Source organism: Hungatella sp. SB206, assembly GCF_051132295.1.
GTDB classification, from domain to species: Bacteria; Bacillota; Clostridia; order Lachnospirales; family Lachnospiraceae; genus Hungatella; species Hungatella effluvii.
In genome coordinates this window covers 7,207,782-7,231,317 of the sequence record NZ_CP096603.1, presented here as the reverse complement: position 1 = coordinate 7,231,317, position 23,536 = coordinate 7,207,782, and the positions used below count along the sequence as shown (strand labels likewise).

Below are 23,536 nucleotides of genomic sequence, written 5' to 3'. Positions count from 1 at the left end.
GAAAAAGCTATGGAAATATTGCCGGGCAATAATTCCATAGCTTTTTCTTATCCTTATAATTATTCTGCGCTGCTTACCGATTCTGCGGGTTTGCTGCTCTCGGCCTCCGCTGGACCGTTGCTGTCTGGAACGCCGCTGGCGCCTCCAGCCATGCCCCCATCCGGAACCTCACTGCCAGGTGAAGGCGATTTAAGAGGGACATCCGGTTCAGCCGGAGCCGTTGCTTCATCATCGGATATCTGCTTAAACTCCAGATTGTCGAACGCGGTGGCAATACAGATTCCGGTACCACTCGCCATATAGTTGATCTTTACGCGGTCACCCGGCTCTGTGAGGGCCAGTTCATTGCTCAGATCGTAGGAAATGGTAAAGATCTGATCCGGTTTCTCCTTCAGGATCAGCTTGTAGGTGATGCTCTCACCTAATGCCTCACTGGCGATCCGGTAGACCTTTCCTTCGGCTTCCTTTGCATTCTGCCCTGTGATGATGCCGTCATTGCTGCTTCCCATAACCTGCCGGAAATTACGGAGCGCGCTGTCGATAGTTTCCCCGGTTCCGACATTCGTATAGTTGGATACGGAGACGAAAGCGTACTGCTTGATCAGACCGGCTCTGTCCTTCAGTGTCATGAAGTACGTGGCCTTTCCGTCCAGATTGATGATCATCGGGAAGGATGCGGAATAGCCATACTGCTGAACCTTACCCTGGGCGGACTGCTGGGCCGCCATCTCGGTGGCGCCGCTCATCTGGTACATCTTTGGTTCCTTCGTTACCATGTCCACCATGATAAATCCGATGGCGGATTCATCGGAGCCCACGCTGGTGAGTCCTGTGAAGAGGTAGCAGTCTGAGCCGTTGTAGACGATGATGTTGCCCTGGCTGGTTCGGAACTTATCCTGGTTGGAGAAGTTGAAGATACCGTGAACATAGGCGCCCTGATTCTGAATCTGCTGCATGATAAACTCTTCCGGCTGAACGCGGTCTACCCATTCCGGCAGATCATCCACACCGTAGTAATTGGTTTCACCAGTGGAGGCGTTTACAATCGCCACGCCGCTTGCCTCCGGAAGACTGAACAGCCAGCGGTTCTTATAGGTAGTGATTACCCAGTAGGGAACGCCGTCGTCATCCAGCTCGAAGGAGTAATCCGTCATACCCCGGAAGAGGCCGCCCTCAAACAGGCGTACATGGCGGTTTAAGTCGTCCAGCAGGTAGGCATTCTCCTGATACTTGATCTTGTGATCCGTTACCAGATCCACATCGCTTACATCGGTCGCGGATACGACGATGTATCCGGCGGAACCGTCCAGGTTCTTTAACCATTTGAAGAAGCCGGAGTGCTCCAGCGGAACAACCCACACCAGTTTTCCATTGACCTTCTGGATCACGGGAGTTCCCAGCACGACCTGGCTGCCAAGTCCCGGATTCTCGCCGACCTTCTTATCGGCCAGTTCCCTGGCCAGTGCCTTGTCCACGACCGGAAGCTGGTTAAGGGCCAGCGGCTGTACCGTCTCGGTAAACTCCGAAATCTCGGGCTGCCCTAACTGGTCGCGGTAAGCCTTGTAATTAAACAGAGGCATGGAGAGGACCGTGACTGCAAAATACAGCAGCCAGAAAATGATCAGTAGCGTAATTCCAGTTTTAATTCCCTTGACGTTCTTGTCCACGCTGACGGACATGTGGGAGGATTGATCCGTAGTAACACGGATTCCGCCCAGACCAATCAGGAAATTTAAGATGACGTAGGAGCTGACTATAAAACACCAGGCGAATGCGCCATCCGAATACAGCGGATTTAAGTTGGGGCCCTTGACAATGATCATAATCAGGAAAAACAGAGTCAGAGCAAGGTTTAAGAGTAACTTAGTCTTTTTTTTCATGCGAAACTCCCTTTTGAGAAATATTGAATAGTAATAGTACTATTATATTGCAAAATAGAAAAAACACAAGGAAGGTTTCGCATTCTGAGTATAAAGATTTTATAAAGACCGGGAAAGCGGAATCCGGAAGGAAATGCAGGTCCCCATATTCTTTTTGCTCAGTATCCTCAGCCTGGATTCCTCGCCGTACTGCATGACCAGCCTGCTGTTCACATTGGCAAGCCCGATGCTTTCATTTCCAGGGTGGTTGATCTTCTCGTAAAGCGCCGCGGTTTCGGCCGGATTCATCCCCACGCCGGTATCGATGACGGTAACAGTCAGCCACTCTGCTTTTTCCGTGATCTTAAGCTTGATAAAGCCGGAGCCGTAAAGTGGTTTGATGCCGTGATACAGGCTGTTTTCAATGAGGGGCTGAAGGATAAGCCGGATGATCGGCGTGGTTTCCAGTTCCTCGTCATAATCGTAGTACAGAATGTATTTATCCTCGTAGCGGTACCGCTGGATGTGATCGTATTTCTTCAGGTATTCGATCTCGTCCTTCAGTGTGACCATGGAGGCCGTGTTTTGGAGAGAGTATTTGAGAATATCCGACAGTGCCTCGATGATTCTGTTGAGGGCCGTCGGTTTCTGCGTGTATTCCAGAGCCTTGAAATCCAGAGTCTGTAGCGTGTTAAAGAGAAAATGCGGGTTGATCTGCAGCTGCAGGGCCGTCATTTCCGCCAGCTTCTGCTCCTGTTCCTTCAGGGCCAGCTGGTTCTTTAGAAATGTCTGGCGGATGAAGAGCTGTACAATGTTATTCAGAATGAGATCGTACTCATCCTTGATAAACGCCGGCTTTTCATTCTTATAGGTTCCCCGTTCCGCGTCGGAAAATACCGTGACGAAGTAATCAATCTGCTGAAAGTTCTTCTTCGTGATGGTGTATGCGATCCAGACCACGGTGCAGATGATGACGGCCAGCACGATGAAAAGCTGAAAAAGGAGTGTGTAAAGAGCCTGATAATAGCTGGATCGGCTGGTACAGGCGGCGATATAGGTGCCGCAGTCCGCAGGAACGATCCGCACGAAGTATTTGGTGTGGTCAAAGGAGATCCAGTCCTGAAACGGTGTCCCCGAGGCGGCGCGTACCGCGGAAAGGAGGGCGTCCTTCGTTTCCTGGTCCGGCTCCGTGGTCCCTCTGCCCTGAAGAAGGAAGCTGCCATCCGCGTCAATGATAAAAAACTGATCCAGGCTGGAGCCGCCCCCCAGCATCTGCTTTAACTGGTCTTCGTAGATATTTACCATGACGACACCGCGGAACATGCTGAGTTTTTTATAGTAGGTCAGCACCGGAATCGGATTGGTGTAGGAATATAAATGCATATTCCGCTTTTCCACCCACTCGTTCCGCTCCGATTCCACATAGGAAGGAAGCCAGTTCAAATCAGAAAACTGGGACAGCTGGGTGATGCCTCCTGTGTTGGAGGTAAGGAGAGAGTCGTAGCCGTCGAGATAGTAATAGACGGAGGCGATGTAGGAGGCGTGGCTGGTGAGGGAGGCGAAGTTGGAAAGGATACTGTTGGTGAGTATCACATCCAGATAGCCGATCTGTTTATGGGAAATGTAATTGCGCAGGGAGATGGACATCCTGGGATTCCGGGCCAGAAGGTCGTATTGGGTCGCGGCGCTGTCCAGCACGAGAGAGTAGTTGTCCCTCACGGCCTGGGCCGATTTGACGGCCTCGGTCTCGATGTCCTGCTGTTTGCGGTACACGATGACGGCCATGAAGATAAAGAACAGCGTGATAATGGGAATGGTGATAATTCCCGTATAGTATAAAAAACGTTTGATAAAGTTGCGTTTTCTCATGATATCCCCCCGTAATCATGATCTGCACCGTTGCTTTTCCGATACTGCGAAGGCGTCATGTGGAAATACTGGTGAAAGGCCCTGGAAAAGTTTTTGGGATTGTCGTAGCCCACCCGGTCGGCGATCTCATACTGCTTGTAGCCGATGTCCTTCAGCATCCGCGCGGCATTTTCCATGCGGGTCTTTAAGAGGTAGTCGGAAAAATTGACGTCAGAGTGTTCCTTCATAATTCTCGATAAGTAGTTGGGGCTTAAGTTTACAAGCCGTGCTGCCTGTTCGAGAGTGGCGTTCTGATAGTCGGTATCCAGATAATTCTTAACCAGGCTGATTATCTTTTCGTAGTAGCTTAGATTCTCCTCCTCCCGGGCCGGAGCGGCGTGGGTCTCACGGTTTAAGCGGTCCCGGATGCGGGTCAGGCAGTCCACCAGATCATCGTATTTTACAGGCTTTAACAGATAGTCAACGACCCCGGTGCGCAGGGCCCGGCGGACATAGTCGAAGTCCTGGTAGCCGCTGAAGAAGATAATTTTAATGTCCTTTTTTTCCAGAAGCTTTTCGGAAAGCTCCAGGCCATCCATGATGGGCATGCGGATGTCGGACAGAATCAGGTCCACATGGTTGGCAAGCGTGTATTCGTAAGCGGCTTTGCCGTTGGAAAAACAGCCGGCGATCTCAAAGCCCAGCTGGCTCCACGGAAACAGCCCGGCAATGCCATTGCGGATCTTGGCTTCATCGTCGACGATGATTACCTGATACATAGGAAGTGCCCCCTTTCTCTGATTGTATGGTTTCTGATTGTTATTATATAGAAAAGAAAGAGAAAAAGCATCCGTATTTTTTCAACAAAACCATACTTCCATAAAAATGAAGAAATATCATAATAAATGATACTTTTTTCCACATTTTTGTAATAAATGATACGATTCCATATTTGAAGTTTCTTCCCTCTTCCTGAAAAATCCGATATACTATGAGCACTTGGTGAGGTACTTCACAAACCTATGGATAATCAGTCAACGGTACAGTTGACAACAAACGGAGGTAACAGATATGAGAAAAGGAAAGAAACTTGCCTGTCTGTTTATGACAGGACTAATGGCAGCGTCGGCACTGACGGCTTGTACCAATGAACCGGCACCGGCCGCATCGAATGCACCGGAGGGGGAGAAGACGACCGGGAAGGCAGAGGAGAAGACGACGGATAAGGCTTCCGGAGACCAGATCACCCTGCGTTTCATGTGGTGGGGCGGCGATGCCAGAAATGAGGCGACTCTGGCCGTCATCGACCAGTATGAGAAGCTGCATCCGGAGGTTAAGATCGAGGCGGAGATGAACTCCGATCAGGGATATATCGACAAGGTATCCACCATGCTGGCCAACGGCACGGCGCCTGATATCCTCCAGCAGAATGTGGACTCTCTCCCGGATTTCATCTCGAGAGGCGATTTCTTCGTGGATTTCAAGGATTATCCGGAATTATTCGATCCGTCCGGGTTTGATGAGACCTTTATCAGCCAGTTCGGCACATTTGACGGAAAGCTCTTAGCGCTTCCCACCGGTATGTCCTGTCTGGCCACCGTTGCCAATACCGCGGCGGCAGAAGCATGCGGCGTAGATTTAACAAAGCAGATTACCTGGGATTCCATGCTCGAGGAGGGAAAGGCCCTTCACGCTCAGAACCCGGATTATTATTTCATGAATGTGGATACCAAGATTCTGTGTGAGTACGTCTTAAGACCGTATCTGCGCCAGATAACGGGAGAATCCTTTATTATTGACAGTGAAAAGAAGATCAGCTTTACGAAAGAACAGCTGGTGGAAGTGCTTCAGTACATCAAGGACTGCTACGACGGCGGCGTCTTTGAAGCGGCCGAGGACAGTGCGACCTTTAAGGGACAGATTCACACCAATCCGAAGTGGATCGACGGCAAGTTTGTATTTGCCTATGGACCATCCTCCAGCATCAGCCTTTTAACAGATGCGATCCCTGAAATGAAATGCAGCGTGGTTCAGATGCCGATGGCCGAGGACCGGGTAAGCGATGGCTATTTCGCAGATACGCCTCAGTATATGACCGTAAACAAGAATTCCGAGCATGTGGAAGAGGCCGTGAAGTTCATGAATTACTTCTACAACGACGCACAGGCTCAGGAGACGCTGAAGGATGTGAGATCCGTACCTCCTACTAAGACGGCGCGGGCACTCTGCGCGGAGAAGGGCCTGTTAAATGCAACCGTAGTGGAAGCTGTCGATCTGGCCGCGGGATTAAACGGCAGGAGCGATAAGGGATACACCACAAGCGCTGAGGTCTACGCGATTCAGGAAGACATGATCGAGAGCGTCGCCTATGGCCAGAGTACGCCGGAGGAAGCGGCGGACAACGCCATCGATCTGATTAACGATTACTTAAGCGGTTTGAATTAAGACCAGAATAAATTTTCAAACACGCTCTAAACGAGAATGAGACATGCGGCCCGGATATGAAAGATTCCGGGCCGTTTTAAAAGGCAGGAGGAGCTTATTATGGCTAATGTGAGTGTGAAATCGAAACCGAGCCACGGCGGCTGGACCAAGAGGAACCGGATCGGTTTTCTTTATGTATGTATCTGGATTTTTGGTTTTCTGGTATTTCAGCTGTATCCGTTTGTGAGTTCGCTGTTTTACTCTTTTACGAGCTACGATATTTTTCATAAACCCGAGTTTGTAGGCCTGGACAATTACGTGCGGCTGTTTACGAAGGACAAGGAATTCTGGAATTCCTTAACCGTTACCTTAAAATATACGTTTATCACCGTTCCCGGCAAAGTGGTGCTGGCGCTGATCATCGCCATGATCTTAAACCGGGAACTGAAGGGGATTAACTTTATCAGAACCGTATACTATATTCCGTCGCTGTTAAGCGGCTCTGTGGCGGTCGCCATCCTCTGGAAGGTGCTGTTCATGAATGACGGCTTCATCAACAGCCTGCTGGGCGTGATTCATATCGCGCCGGTCAAATGGCTGGGAAAACCGGAAATGGCCCTGACGACCATTTGTATGCTGGAAATCTGGCAGTTCGGCTCTTCTATGGTTCTGTTCTTATCCGCACTTAAGCAGGTTCCGCAGTCGCTCTATGAGGCGGCCAGAATCGACGGCGCTTCCAGGGTAAGAATATTTTTCAAGATCACGCTGCCGATGATCACCTCCATTGCGTTCTTCAATATTATCATGCAGCTGATTACGGCGCTTCAGAACTTTACATCGGCATTTGTCGTGACCAACGGAGGTCCCAACAAGGCCACCTATGTGCTGGGGATGAAGCTGTACACGGATGCGTTTAAATACTTCAAGATGGGATACGCCTGCGCTACGTCGTGGATCCTGTTTGTCATCATCATGATTATGACCCTGATCTTGTTTGCTACTTCCAAGAAATGGGTTTACTATGATAACTAGGAGGAAATCAGGATGAAAAATAAAGAGTTAAAAAAGGTTCTTACCTATCTGTTTCTGGGCATCTTCGGTATTGTCATGCTGTTTCCTGTGATCTGGATGTTCTTCGCCTGTTTTAAGACGAACAATGAGATTTTCGGAAGTTTGCGCATTCTTCCCCAGGGCTGGAGCATGGAAGCTTTCGTCAAGGGCTGGAAGACCACAGGCACCTACACATATGCCAAATACTTTATCAACACCTTTGCGCTGGTGATTCCCACCACGCTGCTCACACTGGCCTCCTGCTCTCTGGTCGCCTATGGATTCGCCAGATTTGATTTTCCGGGAAATCAGTTTCTGTTCATGATCCTGATTGCAACGCTCATGCTTCCCAATGCGGTCATTATCATTCCGCGGTATGCCCTGTTTAACAAGCTGGGATGGCTGGACTCCTATATGACCTTTTTCGCACCGGCTGCGGTTGGCTGCTACCCGTTCTTCGTGTTCATGCTGGTACAGTTTTTAAGAGGGCTTCCGAGGGATTTGGACGAATCGGCCTATATCGACGGCTGCGGACCGTTTCAGTGCTTTATCCAGATTCTGCTTCCGCTCTTGAAGCCGGCTCTCTTCTCCGCCGGGCTGTTCCAGTTTTTGTGGACGTGGAATGACTTCTTCAACACCAACATTTACATCAATACTGTATCCAAATTTCCGCTGTCCCTGGCACTCCGGGTCAGCATCGATGTCACCTCCAACATTCAGTGGAATCAGGTGATGTCCATGGCGCTGGTTTCGATTCTTCCGCTGATTCTTCTGTTCTTTGCGGCGCAGAAATATTTCGTGGAAGGGATTGCCACGACTGGTATGAAGGGATAGGGAGCGGAGATGGAATTTGAACAGGGGCTTCTGTACCATGTGGACGGTCTCCTGCGGGACAAAGCGTGGGGAGATTTTATTATCAGCCGGATTCCGGAGTCTGTCAGGTGTCAGCTGAATGAGAAAGCGCAGAAAAACATGTTGTTTGCAAGCAACAGCGAGCTGCGCTTCGTGATGGAGGAGGAGACGGTGACAATCGTCCTGCGGAGACTGCCGGTGAGCGGGCAGATCCGGTCCGCAGGGGTTCTGGAGGTCTTTTCCGGCGATTATCAGGGCAGCTATGAGATCAGTCCTGGCGTGGTGGGAGTCGGGGAGACAGAGATTACCATTCACAGGCAGGACTGGAGCCATATCAGCCGCTTCCCGCGAAATCCCGGCGGGTTTGCGCCGCAGGTCACACGGGTCCTGTTTCCCTACGACTGGGGCTGCGCCATCCGGGAAATACACGGAAGCTTAAGGCCGCCCAGACCGGAAGAAATGCCGGAAAAGCGCCTGCTCTTTTATGGTTCCTCCATCACCCACGGCGGCAATGCTTCCGTTCCATCCAGAACGTATGCGTTTCAGACAGCCCGGGAACTGGGGTACGACTTAATCAATCTGGGAAGCGCCGGGAGCGCCTTCATGGACCAGGCAATGGCGGAGTATATCGCCGGACTGAAGGACTGGGACGCCGCCGTGTTTGAGCTGGGAGTCAATGTGCTGGAGGAATGGACGGACCGTCAGCTTTACGACCGGGCTTACCATTGGATTGATACGGTAAAACGCGCTCAGCCGGAAAAACCTGTGTTCGTGACAGATTTCTATTACAATCATTATGATTTTGAAGAAAATGGAAAGTCTGACGCATTCAGAAAAAAGATAAAAGAGTGCACGGCTGTACTGGAAAAAAAGTATGATTGGTTGTATTATAGGAATGGAACGCAGATCATGGGAACGTTTCGGGGGCTGTCCTCGGATGGACTGCACCCTTCAGACGCGGGTCACACCATGATCGCACAGAATTTATCAAACTTTATGAGAGCACATGGCCTGTAAGAAAGGGCGTGGCTGAAATGGAGGATTTTATGCAGACTTACAAAAATCCGGTATTGTACGCGGACTATTCGGATCCCGATGTGATTCGGGTCGGAGAAGACTACTATATGGTGGCGTCTTCCTTTACTTATTTTCCCGGGGTACCTCTCCTGCATTCGAAGGATCTGGTGCACTGGGAACTGATCAACTACTGTGTGAAGGAGCTGCCGTATGAAAAATACGCGGTGCCTTCCCATGGATCCGGAACCTGGGCACCGGCGATCCGTTACCACAACGGAACCTTCATCGTGTTTATCCCTCTGGTGGACGAAGGGATTCTGGTGGCCAGAAGCCGCGATCCCTATGGAGAATTCCAGCTGAACATGCTGTGCGAACGAAAGGGCTGGATCGATTCGTGTCCTTTCTGGGATGATGACGGGAAGGCATACATGATCTTTGCCTACGCGGGCAGCAGGGCTGGGGTTAAGCACCGCCTGATGGTGGTGGAGATCGACCCCGACTGCCGGGAACTCATCGGCGAACCGGTCCTGATCTTCGACGGCGAGCAGATCGCCCCGACCACAGAGGGGCCGAAGATGTATAAAAAAGATGGATACTATTACGTTTTAATGCCGTCCGGCGGAGTGGAGAACGGATGGCAGTCCTGCCTTAGATCCACGTCTGTGTACGGCCCTTATGAGTATAAGATCGTCATGCGTCAGGGCAATTCCCCCATCAATGGCCCTCACCAGGGCGGCTGGATAACGGCCCCGGACGGAAGGGACTGGTTCATCCATTTTCAGGATGTCCTGGAACTGGGGAGAATCATCCATCTTCAGCCCATGTGTTTTGTGGACGGATGGCCGTTTATGGGACAGGATACGGACGGAGACGGAATCGGCGAGCCTGTGGCGGAATGGAAAATGCCGGCGGAAGGCATGCCGGAGTATGAGATAGCGCGTGCGGATGATTTCTCTTCGGAGACCCTGGGTCTCCAGTGGCAGTGGCAGGCAAATCCCAATCCGGAAAACTATTCCCTGACCGCCGCACCGGGCCATCTAAGGCTGTACTGCCGCAGAAATCCGGACAGGGACAATCTCCTGTGGTACGCCCCCAATGTGCTGACCCAGATCCCCCAGCAAAAGGAGTTTTCCATGATAGCCAGGCTGGAACTCCACGGAGATAAGAACGGAGATTTCGGCGGCATCGGCATGGTGGGCCATTCCTACGCTTATGCCGGCTTATATCAGGGGCCGGACGGACCGGAGCTTCGCTGCTATGAGGGGACCGTTTCAGAGAAAATGTTCCTCGGTGAAGCGGAGGAGCGCTGTGTCCTTAAGGCACCCGCGGCCGGCAGCAGCCTGTGGCTGAAGCTTTCTGTCTCCGGGGACAAGACATACCAGTTTTCATGGTCCGCCGATGGCACCGTGTTCCAGAAGCTGGAGGCGGTATTTAAGCTGTGCCGGGCCACCTGGACAGGAGCGAAGCTCTGCCTGTGGTCCTGCTCGCGTGAAAATGAGGAATCGGCCGGATACTGCGATTATGAGTGCGTCCTGTTTGAATAAATAGGTGCCAGTGCGTGGGGGAGACCATTTATCTCTGCAACAAATAAAAAGCGTGAGAACACCGAGAAGAATCTGCTCGGCGTTTCCACGCTTTATTTGTTATCCATGATAGATTATATGATGATTCCTAACTCTCCATTTTTTTCAGGATACTTCTCGCCACGCTGATTCCGTTGGCAGATGCCTGCTGAAGCCCGCGTGTAACGGAGGCGCCGTCTCCGATGGCGCGAAGTCCCGTGACACTGGTCTCGAAGTCAGAATTGACTACAACCTTGTTGGAGTAGAATTTTACTTCCACACCGTAAAGCAGTGTCTCGTCGCTGGCGATACCCGGGGTGACCTTGTCTAAGGCCAGCAGCATTTCTTTAATATCGACCATGATGCGGTGCGGGAATACCAGAGATAAATCGCCGGGAACCGCGTCTTTTAAGGTCGGAATTAAGTTGTTGCGGCAGAGGCGCTCTTCCGTGGTACGTCTGCCGCGCTGGAAATCACCGAAGGTCTGAACCAGAATTTTGCCGTCGCAGAGCATATTGCTGAGCTGGGCGATGTGCTTGCCGTATTCGATCGGCGTCTTGAACGGCTTCGTGAAGTTCTTGGAGACAAGAATCGCGAAGTTCGTGTTGTTTGTCTTGTATTCCTTGGATTTATAGGCGTGCCCGTTGACAACGGCCAGTCCGTTTTCGTAGTATTCTGTGGCGACCTCACCGGAAGGATTCGTACAGAAGGTACGCACCTTGTCATCAAAGGTCGGGGTATAGTAGACCAGCTTCGCTTCATAGAGATTCTTGTTTAAGAACTCCATGATCTCGTCGCGGACCTCTACGCGGACTCCGATGTCCACAGTTCCGACGCGGGTCTCGATGCCGTGCGCGTCGCAGATATGGCTGAACCAGTCAGAGCCTTCGCGGCCGATGGCAGATACGATCTCCGGCGCGTAATACGTCTCGCCCTTATCGGTAACGATAGCCTTCGCCTCGTTATCTTCTATAATAATATCCTTTACCATGGTGTTGAATTCCATCTCAACGCCCTGAGCCAGTAAATGCTCCTGAAGGCGGGTATAGATCTTGTAGCCTTCCTCTGTGCCGAGATGGCGGATCGGACATTCGATCAGTTTTAAGTTGGCGTTAATCGCCTTTCTGCGGATCTCCTGAATCTCTTTCTGCTTGTCGATGCCGTATACATTCGTGTCGGCGCCGAACTTCAGATAGATGTTATCGGATTCCTTTAAGAGCTCCACTGTCTTATCATACCCCAGAATCTCCGGGAGATTCCCGCCCACGTCTGGAGAGAGTGACAGCTTGCCGTCGGAAAATGCACCCGCTCCGGCAAAACCGGTGGTAATGGAACATGGCTTGCATCCCACGCAAGTCTTGGTCGTCCTCTTCGGACACGTCCTGTTTTCGATTCTGCGCCCCTTCTCGACCATCAGGATCTTTAAATCCGGTTTCTGCTGAATCAGCTCATAGGCACAGAAAATACCGGAAGGCCCCGCCCCGATGATGATGACATCATAGTTACTTGAATTTGAACTCATGAACAACACTCCTTTTCCCATAAAAATACCAACCAGCCTTATAGTCAACTATTCCGGTAGTTGGTAGAAACGTTCAACCTATTTTGAACCTATATAAGGTGTGATTCAGTGACATTAGCATTTTACCATATTGGGAGGGGCACCGCAAGATGTGCGTTCGGGTAAATTTGGTAATTAAGAGTATAGGTTGAGCCTCCGCCATCTTCCGGGAGCGGGACAGAGGCTCAACTTATACAATTTAAACTGTGATTCAGCAAAGGATCTGATATAATACTTCTATATAATCATTTAATAGATTTCCAATTATCTCGTTAGATGTTCTTATATGCCGGTATAGCCCTTAACTTCGGGCTTTTCCGGCATTTTTCCTATCGGAAGAACCTCACAAACATTCTTATTACCCCTCATGTTTTCGTTCTCAAACGTAGTACAAACAGTAGTACATTCTGCGTATCTTATGCGGCCTTGGATTCCTGGGCGCTCTCTGACGCAGGCTGCGCGTTGACTGCGGCGGCGGTCTGTGACTTGGCTTGCAGCCGTTCCATTTCCTCCTGTGCGGAATGGAACGTGGCGTGGGCGTAATAGTTCAGCGTCATAACGATATTGGAATGCCCCATAATGTACTGCAATGCCTTGGGGTTCATGCCCGCATTTGCCATTCTGGTACAGAATGTATGCCGCATGGTGTGTGGCGTCATGACCTCCGGCAGCGGTTCCGCATGGAACTTGTTGAACTTCTTGGCAAGGCCCTGAAACATGGAATCATAGTTGACAGCCGCTTTCGGCAGTCCGTCCCGATTTAAGAACAGGAATCCCTTATACCCGTCCACCACAACGCCTTTGCCGTCCTTTCGCCTGTGCAACACACGCTGAAATGCTTTGTAGGCCGCTGCGCTCATAGGCACCTGGCGATAACCGCTGTCTGTCTTTGGCGCTTCGATGTAGTAGCCGTCCTCGGTGCTTCTCAAAAGCTGGTGGTCTACATTCACAAACCGCTTGTCAAAATTCAGGTCGGCAGGCGTCAGGCCGCAGAGTTCGGAAACGCGAAGTCCGGTTTCCAGCAGAATCAATACCTCGTCATAATACTTGGCATAAACGGGGTCACTCTGCATGAAGCCCAAAAGCTCCTTTTCCTGTGCAGGGGTAAGCGGCACCTTTGGTACGGTATCGTCGTTGATAACCTCATTGATCTGGAAGTCAAAGGGATTCTTGCGGAGGCAATCGTCCTGTACGGCCATGTGAAAAATGGCTTTCAGGGAACGCTTGCCGTTGCAGATGGTATGATAGGCCACGCCCTTTTCCTGCATACGCAAGGCCCATTCTTTGGCGTCAGACAGCTTCACGCTGTCGATGCTGGCCCCTCCGATTTTATCCTCGGACAGAAGTTTCATTAACTGCTGGCGGCTCTTATGGGTTCCCCGTTTCACATTGCCCCGCTGCCGGATATACTTTTCATATAGCTGGCACACGGTCATTTTCTTACCGATGGTGTCAATCCCATCGTCAAGGTCTTTTTGTATCTGCTTGATTTTCTCACGCAGAGAAATATCCGGGCGTTTTCCGGCAGGGATTTTGTCCGTAGGGACTAACTTCCATGAGTACACAAACTTCGGTTCTCCAAAGGTATCCGTATATTTGTAGGCGTATCTTCCGTCTGTTCGCTGGCTCTCTCCAGATTTCAAAAGGCGGCCTTTGCTGTCCCGCCTTTTTTCATCTCGTTCTTTTTTTGACATTTCGTCATGCTCCTTTCCATGACGGAAAGAGCCTTGACACGCTTTAAGAGTATTATAGCATAGTCAAGGCTCTTTTTCACTAGATTGTGTCAAGAGAATCAATGATTTTTTCAAATTTTTGCCGTTTGATCTGGATGCGGTTGCCGTTCAAAATCACCCAGCCAGCGGATGGGTTTTCCTCGGCAAGCCGACGCAGTTTGTTTTCTCCAATGCGAAAATATTTCGACGCTTCCTCAATGGTAAGCGTATACTTTTCCCAAATAGGCACATCGTTATTACTCATAATATGGCCTCCTTCTGTTCAAAGCAAAGGTTCCTTGTAAATGTGGGCAAAACACGGACGGCTGGCGGCCCAGCTCCACGGGCTTTTCACCCCCGTGTGGTTCTCACACGGCCCTACCCATTGCCTGTGACGCTTTTAACGCTCGGACTGTGGCTGTAAGGGAGTATCATTGTCCTGCCTGCACGTCATCGCCCATAAGCAGCTACGCTTATTTTGCGGCTGGGTGGTTGTCGCTCCGCTGTTTTCGTAGAAACCAGCATCATGGCGCACCCGCCGTCCGGCTCGGTGTAGACAGAATGTGTCCGTATGCCCTATGACGCGCCGCCATTGTCCTGCGGGCGTATTTGTCAAGGTACATACATCAGCCACCGAGCCGGCGGAAATGCGGAAAGAGAGTAATAAGACATTTCCGTTACCGTGGCCGGGTCGTTACTTCAAGGCAACGATGATGGAATGAATGAGCTTGATTTCCAAACGGTGCTTCATATACTCGTCCACGCACACATAGGGGATGCCGTTGCTGTCATACAAGGTGCGGATGCAGAGCTTGTTTATGTAGTCCTCATAGTACCGCAGCACTTGCTCCATAGCCATTGCATCCCCAGCGTGGGCAGCTTCCATCACCGAAAGGGGAAGAAGCTCTCTGCCGTTGAATGTAGGTTCCTTCATCCGCGTTTACCTCCCTCTGGCATGAACGCCATCAATTTCATACGCAACTGTTTCAGGGTCCTTGTCCTGTGACGCTGTACGGCGCTGCGGGACATTCCCATGAGGCTGCCGATTTCTCCGTCTGCCAAATCCAGAACACAGTGCAAAATCAAAATGCTTTGTTCCTGTTCCGGCAGGCTGGCGAACGCCTCGGCTACAAGCTCGTTGTCGATCAGCAGGTCATACCCATACGACGAAAAAACGTAGCTGTCGCTGGGGTAATCATCCACGACTGAGAGCTTGTCCATTTCCTCTTGTGTCAGAGCATCCAGCGACTTTTCACGTTCGTGGCGATGCGCCATCTCCGACCAGTAGCTTTTAGCCTCATTGCGGAGTACCGCTTTGCAGAAAGCATCATAGCGGTGCCGCAGGATAAAATCATTGCGGGGGATCGTTTCCATCTTTTCACCCCCTTTCTGTGGGGGATTTCGGTGGTTTTCTCCCTTTCCGCCAAAGTTACTGTTGAAAGGCCTCCAGCTACCCGCCAAACACCACTTTTTTAAAAAAATTTTGAAAAAGTGTTTGACCGATAGAGCGGGCCGAAGGAAATAACAAAATTCGCCCGGAAGGGCATAAACCCTCCGGGCGAACAAAAAAATAGTATGATATTTTATTGCATACGCAAATTCATGGTTCCGGCCACATTTCCCACGGGCCGGGGGATGTTTTTTTTAACGGTGTTACTCCCATTTCCGTTGGTCGATATCCCGTTCTACACATGACGGCTCCCTCCTGAAACCGCCAATGGGATCAGCGTTAGGGGGAATTGCTCCCATCCAATACCTTACGAACCGCGGTGTGGTTGCTCGGGGCGATCCGGCTGATGTAATGACGGCCTGATTGCGCAACGTTCCTTTGGTTTGATGTTCCATCTTTCACTTTCTCCATTTTTTTAGAAAATAACTTCGATACAAAATCCAAGGACAACAAACAGTAAAATGCTGATAATCGTTCCAACTCTCGTCATGATCTGATACTTTGTAAACTTCTTATTTCGCACAAATGTAATCCCTCGCATTCTCAATAAATGTATCTAATATCAATTCGCAATCTGTAAACTTGTATTGTCTTGCACTTTCTATATCTTGATTTAAGAAAATAAAACCGATGCATTTATCGTAGGTTCCAAGATAATCAAAAACAGATTGTATGTATTCATTGCGAACTTCATCACTGGTGCTATGCTCCGCGATCTCTCCAAAAATAATTGGCTTATTATATGCTTCCAAATAGTCTCTTTGACCTTCATTTTCATAGAATTGCTGAAAACTCTCACGGGAATCCAATGTGTTATTCAATGTCAATCCGACATAATCAACATACTCATCACCTGGATAATATTTCGTTGTGTATTCGTCTGCCCTGTTGGGAGACCATACCCACTTAACATTGGGAGCATATTCCCTACCCAAGTTCACAATGTGAACCCAAGCGTTTACATATGCGTGAGCATCATCTGTTTGCCAACTGTACCAACCAGATTTGTAAGAGGGCCTCATTTCCATTTCATGCGCTAATCGAACAAAAAGTTCTGTATTGGCTCTGTTATCCGAAGAGAGTTTCTTAAAATATTCAATAATTAAATCATCATAATACCCGTCAGAAACCAATTTTAAGTCCCAGTCGGTAGGCTGCAAAGTGATAAACGCTATATATTTATTGTCGTCTAAACATAAAGAAATCTTGTAATCACTTGTCTGATCAAAACGATCAAACCAAGCTAAAGTATTGATGCTGTCAGCTAAAACATCAGTCTCTTCGGGGCCTTGAACATAAACGCCCAAATATCTTTGTCCCTCTGTAATAGGATAATATTCAGACTCGACAACTGAGGATTCTGTTACAATAGATTCCGTAGTTGGTTCTTCCAGTGTAGCTTGACTATTACTCGGAGCCTCAATAGACGCAATGCTGTCAGAGCCATCGGCCTTCTCGGTATCGACAGGCTGTTCGTTGCAACCAACCCATAATATAAATATAGCAGCCGCGAATATACAAATGCAATTAAGGAACTTCCACTTTATCATTGTCCTCCTCCAATTTCCGGGTGCCCCATTCCATATCGTCAGAGCAGAGCATAAGGCCTAGCAATCGGATAGGAACCATGACAACAGTTAAAACAAGGATGAATACTGGAAGCAGTAATGTATAATACCACTTCACACTTCTCATAACCTTAATATTTCGTGAACCAAAACTAATGATACAACCAAGAAGAATAAAGAGAATGATCTGCCACCATGGAGCGGTATATGCCAATGTTGGAATCGCGCAGCCAAGTATATTTAACACCTTGCAAATTATAGTATTGGCATAAACGCTAACCAGCATCATCGGACTAATCATATCTGACCAGTAAATAAAGCACATCAGCTTGGCGTTTTTTAACATCCAAGGAGTCATTCTCAGATTGTTATACTGTGAACCTTCCGACCATCTTAACTGCTGCCTGATAAATTTTTTCCATTCGGTGGGCGCATCTGTATAAATTACTGAGGTGTCTTGCATAACTGTTTTGTACCCCTTTCGGAGCGTCAGGTTTGTGAGGCTTCTGTCATCGGATACTTCTTTGTGAAATCCCATGAATGTCTCATTCATAAAGTCATACATCACATCTTTCAAAATCTGAGTACGGAAAGCAATTGTCCTGCCGGGAAGGCAGCCCACTTTGCCTGTAACGCTCATTGCTTTCATCGTTCCTTCAGCTCTGATCTCTTCAAGCAAATTTGCAAACATGGTTACGAGTTTGCGGTCAGGATCAAGTATTTTCTGTCTGGTTGTAACACCGCCAATTTTTTGATCACAAGCAAAAGGCTTCAGCAACTCGGACAAAGTATCCTCTGTCCATACCGTATCACTATCCACAAGCACTGTTATATCGGAATTCGGATTAATGTGCTCCATTGCCACACGGATCCCATTTCTCTTACCGGCAACAGGTGTATAATAATGCTGAATAGGAGTAAAGCAAATTGGTAAATTCCTGTTGAAATCTACACACAGGTTTTCAAGCCCCTCGTTTTTTGGCCCATTAATGACAACTATAATCTCAGACGGATTCTGGCGTGCTATTTTCATCAGAACACTATAAAATAGATCTAATGGTTCGTCAACGACTGGGAGCAGCACCGATGTAAAATAATTTATTTCTTTATCTTCATAATCATATGGCTTATATCGAATAGCATGGAAAAATACTATTCCCCATCGAATGAAAATGAATGCGAAGAAAAACATAAAGAGGTGAAGGTTATGAGTTTTGATATAATCCTCGACCATCAAGAAAAATGTGTACATTACAATCACCGCCTCGCCGGGTCAATCTCTTCCAAAGATGTCTCTTGTATAAACCTTATACATAACTTCCGAGAGTTCACTGGAAACTCTATTAGCAACAATAACATCACATGAACGCTTAAACTCCGCAAAAGAATGTACAACCTTATAACCCATAAACTCTGCGGCATCGCCTAATAAGGGTTCATATATTACAATTTCTTGTTTTTCTTTGGAAAGCCCCTCCATAACACCCCAAACAGCACTTGAACGGAAATTGTCAGAATTAGACTTTGCCGTTAAGCGGTAAATACCAACTGTGCCAGGATGTTTATTCAGAATTCCCTTTATGACATGGCCTTTTTTGGTGTGGTTTGCCTGACACACAGCGGTAATCAAATTTTCAGGAATATCATGAAAACTTGATTTCAACTGCTTTGTATCTTTCGGGAGGCAATATCCGCCATAGCCAAAAGATGGATTGTTATAATGCTTACCAATTCGAGGATCATGACAAATTGCATCTATGATGTTCTTTGTACTTAACCCATTCATTTCTGCAAAGGTATCCAATTCGTTAAAGAACGCAACACGCATGGCTAAATAAGTATTAGCGAAAAGTTTAGCGGCTTCTGCTTCATCAAGCCCTATAATCAAGACGGGAATATCTTCTTTATTTGCGCACTCTTGCAAGATGGTTGAAAAAACCTGTGCATGGATAACCATAGCAGGGTCTGCAATATCTGTACCAACAACAATTCTGGAAGGGTACAAATTGTCGTATAGGGCTTTCGTTTCTCTTAAAAATTCAGGGGAAAATAGAATGTGGCTGGTGTTATATTTTTTTCGCACACTCCTTGTATACCCAACAGGAACCGTACTTTTGATGATCATAATGCAATGATCATTATTTGCCATACAAATTTCTATGGTGGAATCAACCGCATGAGTATCAAAGCTATTGGTTTCATCCTCATAATTAGTAGGTGTTGTAATAATTACATACTCGGCGTCTTTATATGCTATTGCCGTATCTACAGTGGCTGTCAAATTTAGTTTTCTTTCGGCAAAAAACTTTTCGAGATATACGTCCTGAACGGGAGAAATACGGGAATTAACTTTCGCAACCTTTTCTTCATCAATATCAAGCACTATTACTTCATGCTTTTGGCCTAACAGAGTGGCAAGAGATAACCCCACATAACCTGCGCCTACAACAGTAATTTGCATAGCATTCTAACCACCTTTCTATTCAAATTCATTCTCGGCTCGGATGACGTTGCAAACCGCTACAGTGTTCCGATAGATGCTTCATCAACGTTTCTTTCGCGGCGGATGCATCCGCTTGCTGGGAAAGACCCGTCAGATAAGCCAAGGCGTCATTCCACGTTTTTAGCGAAAAGGCTTCCGAAGGAACATGTAAAAGCTCCCTGGACAGATGGAATTGCTCCCATGGGCTGAGATACCGCAAATCCGACAGATACCCACATCCGGCCTTCTGGGCCAAGCACTCCAACAATTCTACCGACCATCTTTCTTCCACTTTATTCACCTCCTGCCATTTCAAAGGGAATATCCTAACCACAAACTTTCCTTTTCTGAACGATTCAATTACCGCAGAATAATGATTCTGGGGTAATCGTTACTGCTTCTAGGAAGAAAATTATTATTTTAATCAACTAAGGGCGTTCTGACAGGCATAAAAAGCAGACCTGCGCACATATTTCGCGGTGCAGGTCTATTTTTCGTATTTATTTTGCTGTTCTATATGTAATAAATGGTTGAAAATCTGCTCTGATACACTTATAATAGAGCTAATCAGTTCTACTTGTAACTGAGCAAGGGGGCCATGGAACCACAGAATCATTATTCCGTGGTGCTATGAGATCAGATGCATCCGCTGTAAGGTTCGCTCATGTTCCCGTGTGCCCATAGCTACATAGATACGCGTGGTGTCCACGGAGGCGTGTCCTAAAATATCCGCAAGATATGCCAGATTCTTTTTGATGGCATAATAGCATTTTGCAAACAAGTGCCGCAAATTGTGGGGAAAGACCTTTTCAGGATTTACCCGCGCCGCCCGGCACAGCTTTTTCATATCATGACAGATATTGCTTCGATCTAAGGGCTTTCCGGTACGGGTGCAGAACAGATACCCCGTTCGGATGCCTTTTTCTTTGGCATAGGCGTTCAATTTCCGGCACAGCTCTTTTGTCAAGAGAATGGTGCGGATTTTGCCTTTCATGCGGATTTCCGCTTTTCCTTTGTGCAATGCCTCCACAGTCAGAAAGGAAAGCTCACTGACCCGGATTCCGGTGGTGCAAATGGCAAGCATCACATGATACAGGCGGCTGTCCTTTTTCCTTTTGGCAGCGTCTAACAAGCGGTGGTATTCCGCTTCGGTCAAATCTCGGCTGTCATCCACAAATACCGTATGCTGGATTTTCAAAAACCTCACCTTGCAGGCCGCCAGCCCCAGGTAGTCCAGATAGGAATGAATGGCGGACAGCTTGGCATTTACGGTGCGGGCATGGTGGCTCTGTTGCAGTTGCTCTCGATATTCCAGCACCTTTGCTTTTGTAGGTTCTTCCCCCTGTAAAAATGAAAGAAACCAAACCAACTCACGAACATACTTTTGTATGGTTGCGTGAGATTTTTCATGTTCGGTCAAGTAGATGCGGTACTCCCGCAAGATTTCATTGTAATTTTGTTTCATCGTGTTTTACCTCTTCTAAATTGATAGTATGAAAGTAGTATGACAGAATCTTTTATACCGTATTCTCTGCAAAGGTAAAACAAAAGAACGGGTAAGTTTAACGATGTGCTGTAGACACGGACCGTCAAGCGAATGCGTCAAACGGATTCGGCATTTGTTTATCATTTGTTGTATGGAGGCCAAGGGCCTCTTATTTTTTTGCAAATTTTTCTTTCCAAAGCGCTATTTTGCGGGTAGTTTGATGGCTTCTCAGAGTATTAGGAGTGGAGGAAAAGAAAAACAGCAAGCATAGGGAGTGTAGCCACACTCCCGGCAAACGGCTTCCCGTTTGTACCTTGGGGAAGTCCCCAAACCCCTGAATGAAAGAAGGTGAGAAAATGGCAAACCGAACACGGAAGTTTGTGCTGCGCGTCCCCGTGACGCCGGAGGAAAGGGCGCTCATTCAAGAGAAGATGGCCCAGCTCGGCACAATGAATTTTTCTGCCTACGCCCGGAAAATGCTGATTGACGGCTATATTGTCCATGTGGACACCAGCGACATCCGGGCGCAGACTGCGGAGCTTCAAAAGATCGGCGTCAACGTCAACCAGATTGCAAGGCGTATCAACAGTACCGGGGCTGTGTACGCGCAGGACGTGGAGGACATCAAGGGGGCGCTGGCACAGATATGGCAGTTACAAAGATCCATCCTATCAAGGTAAATCTGAAAGCAGCCCTTGACTACATCGAAAACCCGGACAAGACGGACGATAAAATGCTGGTATCGTCCTTTGGCTGTTCCTACGAAACGGCGGACATTGAATTTCAAATGCTGTTAGATCAGGCGTTCAAGAAAGGCAACAATCTGGCTCACCACCTGATACAAGCCTTTGAGCCGGGCGAAAACACGCCGGAGCAGGCCCATGAGATCGGGCGGCAGCTTGCCGATGAAGTGCTGGGCGGGAAATATCCCTATGTAATCACCACCCACATAGATAAGGGGCATCTGCATAATCACATCATTTTTTGCGCCGTGGATATGGTGAACCAGCGCAAGTACATTTCCAATCGCCGCAGCTATGCCTATATCCGGCGAACCAGTGACCGGCTGTGCAGGGAACACGGTCTGTCCGTGGTGAAGCCGGGCAAGGACAAGGGCAAGTCCTACGCCGAATGGGACGCACAGCGCAAGGGAAAGAGCTGGAAAGCCAAACTGAAAATTGCCATCGACGCCGCTATCCCGCAGGCCAAAGACTTTGACGACTTCCTGCGGTTCATGCAGACGCAGGGCTATGAAATCAAACCGGGCAAATTCGTTTCTTTCCGCGCTCCCGGTCAAGACCGCTTCACCCGCTGCAAGACGCTGGGTGAGGACTACACGGAAGAAGCCATTACCCGGCGTATCAAGGGGCTGGCTGTAGACAGAGGGCAGAAGCGGAAAGCGGAACAGAGAATTTCCTTGCGGATTGAGATTGAAAACAATATCAAGGCCCAGCAATCGGCGGGCTATGCGCGGTGGGCGAAGCTCTACAACTTGAAGCAGGCCGCCAAAGCCTTAAACTTCCTGACGGAACACCAGATTGAAAGCTACGAGAGCTTGGAAAGCAGGCTGGACGAGATCAGCACAGCCAATGACGAAGCCGCCGCTGCCCTGAAAGCTGTGGAGCGCCGCCTTGGAGAAATGGCGCTGCTGATAAAAAACCTCTCCGCCTACAAGCAGCTCCGGCCTGTGGCGCTGGAACTGCGAAATGCCAAAGACAAGGCCGCATTCCGGCGGCAGCATGAAAGCCAACTGATCTTGTATGAGGCGGCGGCAAAGGCGCTCAAAGAGGCAGGGGTGAAGAAGTTCCACAATCTGTATGCGCTCAAAGCCGAGTATAAAAAGCTGGACGGAGAACGGGAACGGCTGTCAGAACAGTATAACGAGGTAAAGAAAGAGCTGAAAGAATACGGCATTATCAAGCAGAATGTGGATAGCATTTTGCGGGTGACGCCGGGAAAGGAGCGGATACAGGAGATATGAACATACCGAGAATGAATTACCGCCAGTACCGCAAGGCCCGGCGGCTCACGCATGAGTGTTGTAATTACTGTGACGGAAACTGCCTCCTGCTGGACGATGGCGAGGAATGTGTCTGTGTGCAGAGCATTTCCTATTCCGTGCTGTGCCGATGGTTTCAGGCAGCCGTCCTCCCGTTGGACGCGGCACTTTATGCCGAGCTGATGGAGCGGAGCCGGGCGTTGCGTTGCCGGGAATGCGGGACGCTGTTTTCTCCCAGACGGCCCAACTGTCTATACTGTCCAGACTGTGCCGAGAAACGCAAGCGCCAGAGCAAAAAACGGTGGGCGAGAAAACACAGGGAACATGCATAGAAAAGCGAAGGGACAAGGCCCTGAACATCGGGCCTTGTCCTTTTCACTTGATAATATGTTCCGATTTTATGTCATTTAATTAGCGAAAAGACCCAATGCAAGAAAAAAGAGCAGACCTACAACGCCTATCACACATAATACATTTACCACGATGCGAATGGAATATCGAGGTACTTTCCTTTGATTGGATAGGTGATCCAGTGTTAATACGTCTACTTCTTCAAACGATATTTACTTTTTATTTTAAGTGGCTAATCCTACGACTAACCTATGAAACAAGAAAAATTCATGTTATACTAATTCATGCAATATTGGGTGCGGTAATCATATATTG

Annotated in this window: 21 protein-coding genes and 1 riboswitch; of the genes, 8 read left to right on the top strand and 13 right to left on the bottom strand. The window is 48.6% G+C overall.

The window, feature by feature from the left end:
- Positions 1-59 precede the first annotated feature (59 nt).
- The 3 genes from M1L66_RS32545 to M1L66_RS32535 form a co-directional block, all read right to left on the bottom strand.
- Positions 60-1,880, bottom strand: coding sequence for a hypothetical protein (locus M1L66_RS32545; RefSeq protein ID WP_434689832.1), 1,821 nt, complete (start codon positions 1,878-1,880; stop codon positions 60-62).
- A gap of 99 nt (positions 1,881-1,979) precedes the next feature.
- A complete protein-coding gene (locus tag M1L66_RS32540; protein WP_434689830.1) occupies positions 1,980-3,728 on the bottom strand; it encodes a sensor histidine kinase in 1,749 nt (582 codons plus the stop codon).
- Positions 3,725-4,486, bottom strand: a complete 762-nt coding sequence (locus tag M1L66_RS32535) for a response regulator transcription factor (RefSeq protein WP_320931770.1) — start codon at positions 4,484-4,486, stop codon at positions 3,725-3,727. Before M1L66_RS32535 ends, M1L66_RS32540 begins: the two co-directional genes overlap by 4 nt.
- Before the next feature lie 292 nt (positions 4,487-4,778).
- On the opposite strand from M1L66_RS32535, the gene M1L66_RS32530 reads away from it, so the two are divergent.
- From M1L66_RS32530 to M1L66_RS32510, 5 genes are all read left to right on the top strand, one after another.
- The gene (locus tag M1L66_RS32530; RefSeq protein WP_434689827.1) at positions 4,779-6,152 is read left to right on the top strand and encodes an ABC transporter substrate-binding protein; all 1,374 of its coding nucleotides are present in this window, start codon (positions 4,779-4,781) and stop codon (positions 6,150-6,152) included.
- A 99-nt stretch (positions 6,153-6,251) separates the two neighbouring features.
- Positions 6,252-7,163 carry a carbohydrate ABC transporter permease gene (locus M1L66_RS32525; RefSeq protein ID WP_320931768.1) on the top strand — a complete coding sequence of 304 codons (912 nt, stop codon included), beginning with the start codon at positions 6,252-6,254 and terminating at the stop codon, positions 7,161-7,163.
- 12 nt (positions 7,164-7,175) lie between these two features.
- Entirely contained in the window at positions 7,176-8,015 is an 840-nt protein-coding gene (locus tag M1L66_RS32520) for a carbohydrate ABC transporter permease (RefSeq protein WP_002605199.1), read from the top strand.
- A gap of 9 nt (positions 8,016-8,024) precedes the next feature.
- The gene (locus M1L66_RS32515) at positions 8,025-9,050 is read left to right on the top strand and encodes an SGNH/GDSL hydrolase family protein (protein WP_434689823.1); all 1,026 of its coding nucleotides are present in this window, start codon (positions 8,025-8,027) and stop codon (positions 9,048-9,050) included.
- Positions 9,051-9,079: 29 nt separating this feature from the next.
- Positions 9,080-10,594, top strand: a complete 1,515-nt coding sequence (locus M1L66_RS32510) for a glycoside hydrolase family 43 protein (RefSeq protein WP_434689820.1) — start codon at positions 9,080-9,082, stop codon at positions 10,592-10,594.
- Positions 10,595-10,721: 127 nt separating this feature from the next.
- On the opposite strand, the gene M1L66_RS32505 is transcribed toward M1L66_RS32510, so the two are convergent.
- From M1L66_RS32505 to M1L66_RS32460, 10 genes are all read right to left on the bottom strand, one after another.
- Complete coding sequence (locus tag M1L66_RS32505; protein WP_110322868.1) at positions 10,722-12,134, bottom strand: NAD(P)/FAD-dependent oxidoreductase; 1,413 nt, start codon at positions 12,132-12,134, stop codon at positions 10,722-10,724.
- A gap of 21 nt (positions 12,135-12,155) precedes the next feature.
- Positions 12,156-12,251, bottom strand: a riboswitch (purine riboswitch).
- Between the two features lie 338 nt (positions 12,252-12,589).
- Positions 12,590-13,867 (bottom strand): site-specific integrase, encoded by a 1,278-nt coding sequence (locus M1L66_RS32500; protein WP_002566647.1) that lies wholly within the window; start codon positions 13,865-13,867, stop codon positions 12,590-12,592.
- Positions 13,868-13,946: 79 nt separating this feature from the next.
- Positions 13,947-14,150 carry an excisionase gene (locus M1L66_RS32495; protein WP_002566648.1) on the bottom strand — a complete coding sequence of 68 codons (204 nt, stop codon included), beginning with the start codon at positions 14,148-14,150 and terminating at the stop codon, positions 13,947-13,949.
- 429 nt (positions 14,151-14,579) lie between these two features.
- Positions 14,580-14,819, bottom strand: a complete 240-nt coding sequence (locus M1L66_RS32490; protein WP_002566649.1) for a helix-turn-helix domain-containing protein — start codon at positions 14,817-14,819, stop codon at positions 14,580-14,582.
- Positions 14,816-15,259, bottom strand: coding sequence for an RNA polymerase sigma factor (locus M1L66_RS32485; RefSeq protein ID WP_039890738.1), 444 nt, complete (start codon positions 15,257-15,259; stop codon positions 14,816-14,818). The genes M1L66_RS32490 and M1L66_RS32485 overlap by 4 nt, the downstream gene beginning before the upstream one ends.
- Positions 15,260-15,847: 588 nt before the next feature.
- Positions 15,848-16,885, bottom strand: coding sequence for a glycosyl hydrolase (locus tag M1L66_RS32480; RefSeq protein WP_002566652.1), 1,038 nt, complete (start codon positions 16,883-16,885; stop codon positions 15,848-15,850).
- Positions 16,863-18,155, bottom strand: a complete 1,293-nt coding sequence (locus M1L66_RS32475) for a glycosyltransferase family 2 protein (protein ID WP_006771510.1) — start codon at positions 18,153-18,155, stop codon at positions 16,863-16,865. Before M1L66_RS32475 ends, M1L66_RS32480 begins: the two co-directional genes overlap by 23 nt.
- A gap of 21 nt (positions 18,156-18,176) precedes the next feature.
- Entirely contained in the window at positions 18,177-19,364 is a 1,188-nt protein-coding gene (locus M1L66_RS32470; RefSeq protein ID WP_002566654.1) for a nucleotide sugar dehydrogenase, read from the bottom strand.
- 28 nt (positions 19,365-19,392) lie between these two features.
- Positions 19,393-19,677, bottom strand: a complete 285-nt coding sequence (locus M1L66_RS32465) for a hypothetical protein (protein ID WP_018595755.1) — start codon at positions 19,675-19,677, stop codon at positions 19,393-19,395.
- A 336-nt stretch (positions 19,678-20,013) separates the two neighbouring features.
- A complete protein-coding gene (locus M1L66_RS32460) occupies positions 20,014-20,850 on the bottom strand; it encodes a tyrosine-type recombinase/integrase (RefSeq protein WP_002573990.1) in 837 nt (278 codons plus the stop codon).
- A 377-nt stretch (positions 20,851-21,227) separates the two neighbouring features.
- On the opposite strand from M1L66_RS32460, the gene M1L66_RS32455 reads away from it, so the two are divergent.
- From M1L66_RS32455 to M1L66_RS32445, 3 genes are read left to right on the top strand one after another with little or no spacing between them, the layout of a single operon-like run.
- Positions 21,228-21,551, top strand: coding sequence for a plasmid mobilization protein (locus M1L66_RS32455; protein WP_039890696.1), 324 nt, complete (start codon positions 21,228-21,230; stop codon positions 21,549-21,551).
- Positions 21,518-22,852 carry a relaxase/mobilization nuclease domain-containing protein gene (locus tag M1L66_RS32450; RefSeq protein WP_006771514.1) on the top strand — a complete coding sequence of 445 codons (1,335 nt, stop codon included), beginning with the start codon at positions 21,518-21,520 and terminating at the stop codon, positions 22,850-22,852. Before M1L66_RS32455 ends, M1L66_RS32450 begins: the two co-directional genes overlap by 34 nt.
- Positions 22,849-23,202 (top strand): cysteine-rich VLP domain-containing protein, encoded by a 354-nt coding sequence (locus M1L66_RS32445; RefSeq protein ID WP_006771515.1) that lies wholly within the window; start codon positions 22,849-22,851, stop codon positions 23,200-23,202. The genes M1L66_RS32450 and M1L66_RS32445 overlap by 4 nt, the downstream gene beginning before the upstream one ends.
- Positions 23,203-23,536 lie beyond the last annotated feature (334 nt).

What these genes read in the sequence shown, in the direction of transcription:
- M1L66_RS32530 (WP_434689827.1), top strand. Translation starts at nt 4,779, where the DNA reads ATGAGAAAAGGAAAGAAACTTGCCTGTCTGTTTATGACAGGACTAATG.
- M1L66_RS32500 (WP_002566647.1), bottom strand. Translation starts at nt 13,867, where the DNA reads ATGTCAAAAAAAGAACGAGATGAAAAAAGGCGGGACAGCAAAGGCCGC.
- M1L66_RS32505 (WP_110322868.1), bottom strand. Translation starts at nt 12,134, where the DNA reads ATGAGTTCAAATTCAAGTAACTATGATGTCATCATCATCGGGGCGGGG.
- M1L66_RS32485 (WP_039890738.1), bottom strand. Translation starts at nt 15,259, where the DNA reads ATGGAAACGATCCCCCGCAATGATTTTATCCTGCGGCACCGCTATGAT.
- M1L66_RS32545 (WP_434689832.1), bottom strand. Translation starts at nt 1,880, where the DNA reads ATGAAAAAAAAGACTAAGTTACTCTTAAACCTTGCTCTGACTCTGTTT.
- M1L66_RS32460 (WP_002573990.1), bottom strand. Translation starts at nt 20,850, where the DNA reads ATGAAACAAAATTACAATGAAATCTTGCGGGAGTACCGCATCTACTTG.
- M1L66_RS32455 (WP_039890696.1), top strand. Translation starts at nt 21,228, where the DNA reads ATGGCAAACCGAACACGGAAGTTTGTGCTGCGCGTCCCCGTGACGCCG.
- M1L66_RS32470 (WP_002566654.1), bottom strand. Translation starts at nt 19,364, where the DNA reads ATGCAAATTACTGTTGTAGGCGCAGGTTATGTGGGGTTATCTCTTGCC.
- M1L66_RS32540 (WP_434689830.1), bottom strand. Translation starts at nt 3,728, where the DNA reads ATGAGAAAACGCAACTTTATCAAACGTTTTTTATACTATACGGGAATT.
- M1L66_RS32475 (WP_006771510.1), bottom strand. Translation starts at nt 18,155, where the DNA reads ATGTACACATTTTTCTTGATGGTCGAGGATTATATCAAAACTCATAAC.
- M1L66_RS32495 (WP_002566648.1), bottom strand. Translation starts at nt 14,150, where the DNA reads ATGAGTAATAACGATGTGCCTATTTGGGAAAAGTATACGCTTACCATT.
- M1L66_RS32535 (WP_320931770.1), bottom strand. Translation starts at nt 4,486, where the DNA reads ATGTATCAGGTAATCATCGTCGACGATGAAGCCAAGATCCGCAATGGC.
- M1L66_RS32510 (WP_434689820.1), top strand. Translation starts at nt 9,080, where the DNA reads ATGCAGACTTACAAAAATCCGGTATTGTACGCGGACTATTCGGATCCC.
- M1L66_RS32520 (WP_002605199.1), top strand. Translation starts at nt 7,176, where the DNA reads ATGAAAAATAAAGAGTTAAAAAAGGTTCTTACCTATCTGTTTCTGGGC.
- M1L66_RS32445 (WP_006771515.1), top strand. Translation starts at nt 22,849, where the DNA reads ATGAACATACCGAGAATGAATTACCGCCAGTACCGCAAGGCCCGGCGG.
- M1L66_RS32490 (WP_002566649.1), bottom strand. Translation starts at nt 14,819, where the DNA reads ATGAAGGAACCTACATTCAACGGCAGAGAGCTTCTTCCCCTTTCGGTG.
- M1L66_RS32525 (WP_320931768.1), top strand. Translation starts at nt 6,252, where the DNA reads ATGGCTAATGTGAGTGTGAAATCGAAACCGAGCCACGGCGGCTGGACC.
- M1L66_RS32515 (WP_434689823.1), top strand. Translation starts at nt 8,025, where the DNA reads ATGGAATTTGAACAGGGGCTTCTGTACCATGTGGACGGTCTCCTGCGG.
- M1L66_RS32480 (WP_002566652.1), bottom strand. Translation starts at nt 16,885, where the DNA reads ATGATAAAGTGGAAGTTCCTTAATTGCATTTGTATATTCGCGGCTGCT.
- M1L66_RS32450 (WP_006771514.1), top strand. Translation starts at nt 21,518, where the DNA reads ATGGCAGTTACAAAGATCCATCCTATCAAGGTAAATCTGAAAGCAGCC.